Source organism: Desulfosarcina cetonica JCM 12296 (genome assembly GCF_001311845.1).
GTDB lineage: Bacteria > Desulfobacterota > Desulfobacteria > Desulfobacterales > Desulfosarcinaceae > Desulfosarcina > Desulfosarcina cetonica.
Map to the genome: position 1 here is coordinate 1 of NZ_BBCC01000339.1, position 3,625 is coordinate 3,625.

The 3,625-nt window shown below is 61.1% G+C and carries 5 protein-coding genes; 4 read left to right on the top strand and 1 reads right to left on the bottom strand.

The window, feature by feature from the left end; all coding sequences use genetic code 11:
- The 4 genes from JCM12296_RS33345 to JCM12296_RS33360 form a co-directional block, all read left to right on the top strand.
- The coding region (locus JCM12296_RS33345; RefSeq protein ID WP_306304184.1) for an HD domain-containing protein at positions 1-665 on the top strand (665 nt) is incomplete at its 5' end.
- Positions 666-672: 7 nt separating this feature from the next.
- Entirely contained in the window at positions 673-1,350 is a 678-nt protein-coding gene (locus tag JCM12296_RS33350; RefSeq protein WP_054702248.1) for a hypothetical protein, read from the top strand.
- Between the two features lie 46 nt (positions 1,351-1,396).
- Positions 1,397-2,626 carry an IMP cyclohydrolase gene (locus JCM12296_RS33355; RefSeq protein WP_054702252.1) on the top strand — a complete coding sequence of 410 codons (1,230 nt, stop codon included), beginning with the start codon at positions 1,397-1,399 and terminating at the stop codon, positions 2,624-2,626.
- Positions 2,627-2,729: 103 nt separating this feature from the next.
- Positions 2,730-3,029: an HU family DNA-binding protein gene (locus JCM12296_RS33360; RefSeq protein WP_340147889.1), complete on the top strand. Its 300-nt coding sequence runs from the start codon at positions 2,730-2,732 to the stop codon at positions 3,027-3,029.
- Positions 3,030-3,149: 120 nt separating this feature from the next.
- Here the strand turns inward: JCM12296_RS33360 and JCM12296_RS33365 are convergent.
- The coding region (locus JCM12296_RS33365; protein WP_246805260.1) for a beta-eliminating lyase-related protein at positions 3,150-3,625 on the bottom strand (476 nt) is incomplete at its 5' end.

Genomic DNA, 3,625 nt, shown 5'->3' on the forward strand with positions numbered 1-3,625 from the left:
CCCCCCCGCCCCACAGCGATCCGTCGGCACTGATCCTGGCCGGTATTCGTCAGGCGGCACAGGCGTATTTTCATCAAGCCCGGGGCAGCCATGACTGGGACCACACCTTGAGGGTCCTCCGGCTCTGCCGGCATATTGCCCGAACCGAAGGCGCCGATCCGCTGGTGACCGAGGCGGCGGCCTACCTGCACGATATCGGCCGAGCCGACCAGGACCGCGCGGGTGGACGGCTCTGCCACGCGGAAACAGGCGCCGCCCTGGCCCGTGATATTCTCAAGGGCTATCCCCTTACCGAAGCCTGCCGCGAGAACATCATCCATTGCATTGCCGCTCACCGTTTCAGGCGCGGCGTGGCACCGCAAACCCTGGAAGCCAGGGTGCTTTTCGATGCGGACAAGCTGGACGCCATCGGTGCCGTGGGGGTGGCGCGGGCGTTTCTCTTCGCCGGCGAGTTGGGTGCGCGGTTGCACAGCCCGGAGGTGGATGTCACCCGGGCGGCGGCTTATTCCATCGACGACACCGGATACCGCGAATATGTGGTCAAGCTCTCCAAGATCCGGGAGCGCATCCTCACCCCCACGGGGCGTCGCCTGGCCGACGCGCGGCACCGTTTCATGACCCATTTTTTCGACCGTTTTTTGGAAGAATACGAAGGAGAAAGGTAAACCGATCATGGCAATGAACATCGTTGAGAAAATCGATGATCAGGTATGCGTTAATCACGTTCTGATCAGTGTTTCCGACAAACGTGGGCTGGAGACCTTCGTCCCCCGCCTTCTGTCGATCAATCCCAACCTGAAGATCTTTTCCACCGGTGGCACCTTCGCCCGCCTGCGCGAGATTCTCGGCGAGGCGGCCGACGGCTGCCTAACCCAGGTATCCGATTACACCGGCCAGCCGGAAACCCAGGGGGGGCTGGTGAAAACCCTGGATTTCAAAATCTACCTGGGACTTCTCACCGAGACCTACAATGCGGCCCACCAGGCCGATCTGGCGCGCACCCAGGCCGTTCCCATCGACATGGTGGTGGTCAACCTCTATCCCTTCCGGGAGACCGTCGCCCGGTCCGGCGTGACCCCCGAGGAGGCGCGCGGCAATATCGACATCGGCGGGCCCTGCATGATTCGCGCGTCGGCCAAGAACTTCATTCGCGTGGCATCCGTGGTGGACCCTGACGACTACGACCCGATTGCCGAGGAGCTGGCCGCCGGCGAGGGGAAGATCTCCCTGGCCCTGCGCTATCGCCTGGCCGGCAAGGCCTTCGACCATACCGCCGCCTACGACACGGCCATCGCCCGCTACTTCTCCGCCACCGACATCGAAGCGGTTCGGCAGGTCTATCAAGGGTAGTCTAAATCCATAAAAGGAGCTGCAGCATGGCTGACGATCTGAAAAAATGTACCGCACGATCATGGACGATCACTTTCCGGCGAAGATGGAGATCAGCTTTGTGGATCAGGACCTTCGCCAGACGCTTTTTTACGAGAAGGTCACCTGGACCATCGACGATGTTCAGAAAGGGCTGCGCTACGGCGAGAATCCCGGTCAGGAAGCGGCCCTGTACCGGCTGGTCAATGGCAATCTGGTGCTCGGCGAGACGCAGACCATTCAACCCGGTCAGTATCTGGCCTCGGACATCGAACTGCTGCAATCCGGCAAGCACCCGGGGAAGACCAATTTGACCGACGCGGATAATTCCCTCAATATCCTGCGCTATTTCACCGACCGTCCCACGGCGGTGATCGTCAAGCACAACAACCCCTGCGGCGTGGCCCAGGCCGACAGCCTGGAAACGGCCTATGTCAAGGCCAACATGGCCGACCGCGTGGCGGCCTTCGGCGGCTGCATCGCCCTCAACCGCAGCATCGACAAGGCCACGGCCGAGGCTGTCAGCAGCCAGTATGCCGAGGTGGTCGTGGCACCGGACTTCGAAGACGGGGTCATGGATATCTTCTCGCGGAAGAAAAACCTGCGCGTGATCCGGATCGGCAACATCCGCCGCCTGCAGGATTTCGTCGGCCAGCGCTGCGTGGAATTCAAGAGTCTGATCGACGGCGGCATCATCGCCCAGTGGTCCTTTGTGCCAACGGCGCGCAGCCGCGCGGACCTCTCCCCGGCCCGCTGCGAAGTAAACGGCAAAACCTACCAGACCCAGCGCATGCCAACGGACCGGGAGTACGATGACCTTCTGTTCGGTTGGCTGGTGGAATCCGGGGTGACGTCCAATTCGGTTCTCTACGTCAAGGACCAGGTTACCGTCGGCATCGGCACCGGTGAGCAGGACCGCGTGGGCGTTGCCGAAATCGCCCGCGACAAGGCCTATCGCAAGCTGGCCGACCGCTACTGTTTCGAAAGCTACCAGGTTCCCTACAACGAGCTTGCCGACGCGGAGCGCAAGGCCGAAATCGACGCCCGCGTGGCTGCCGAGAAAGGCGGACTGATCGGGGCCAGCATGGTCAGTGACGCGTTCTTCCCCTTCCGCGACGGCGTGGATGTGGGAATCCGCGAAGGCATCACCGCCGTGGTGCAGCCCGGAGGCTCCAACAACGACTACCAGGTCATCGAGGCCTGCAATGCCGCCGACGTTGCCATGGTCTACACCGGACAGCGTAGTTTCAAGCATTAAGCACCGTTTTCTTCTCCTAAACCCTTGGTACACGGGCTTTCGCTGTTGACACCGGTATGAATTTACTGTAATGCCAAAAAAATAGCGTCAGCAATAGGTTCCCATTTACACCCATCACAAGGAGGAAGAGATGACAAAGGCTGAAATCGTTGAGAAAATGGCAGAGGAAGCCGGCATCACCAAAGTTGCCGCGGCTGCCGCGTTGGATTCATTCACCGCCAACGTTGCCAAGGCCCTGAAGAAAAAAGACGGCAAAGTTACGTTGGTGGGATTTGGGACCTTCATGAAAACACGCCGCAAGGCCCGCAAAGGCCGTAATCCGCAGACCGGTGAAGTCATCAAGATCAAGGCCGCCAATGTGGTGAAGTTCAAACCGGGAAAGAAATTGCGCGACGCTGTCTGATTTTCTGCAACAAGCTGAAATTGAAAGGCGACCTGCCCGGTCTATCCAACCGGCAGGTCGCCTTTTTTTCGGGATGGGGCATGGTCTTCCACGGTGATGAGAAAAGGTCGGCAGGCGCGGTCAGGCGTCCTGCCGCATCACCTGCTGAATCCGGCCCAAGGCGAGCTGAACGTCCTGTGTGGTCACATGGTAGTTCATCACGGCACGCAGCTGGTCCGCCGCCGTGGGGAGTACCCGCACACCGGCGTCGGCCAGACGCGCTGCCAGGGTGGCCGCATTCGTCTCCGGTCGAACCACCCGGAAGTAAACGATACTGCTGGCAACGCGGTCAGGGTCGATGGAGAGACCGGGAATCTCGGCCAGTCCGACGGCCAGCGCCCTGGCATGGGCATGGTCCTCGATCAGGCGGTCGACCATCTCGGTCAGCGCCACGATACCCGCGGCCGCAATGATGCCGGCCTGACGCATGCCGCCGCCCAGGGATTTCCGAACTCTCCTCGCCCGCCGAATGAAATCCACGTCCCCGCAAAGCACCGATCCCACCGGCGCGGCAAGGCCTTTGCTCAAGCAAAAGGTGATCGAATCGGCCGGTGCGG

Bases quoted from the DNA above. Each gene is read 5' to 3' on its own strand.
- JCM12296_RS33355 (WP_054702252.1), top strand. From the start codon at position 1,397: ATGTACCGCACGATCATGGACGATCACTTTCCGGCGAAGATGGAGATC.
- JCM12296_RS33350 (WP_054702248.1), top strand. From the start codon at position 673: ATGGCAATGAACATCGTTGAGAAAATCGATGATCAGGTATGCGTTAAT.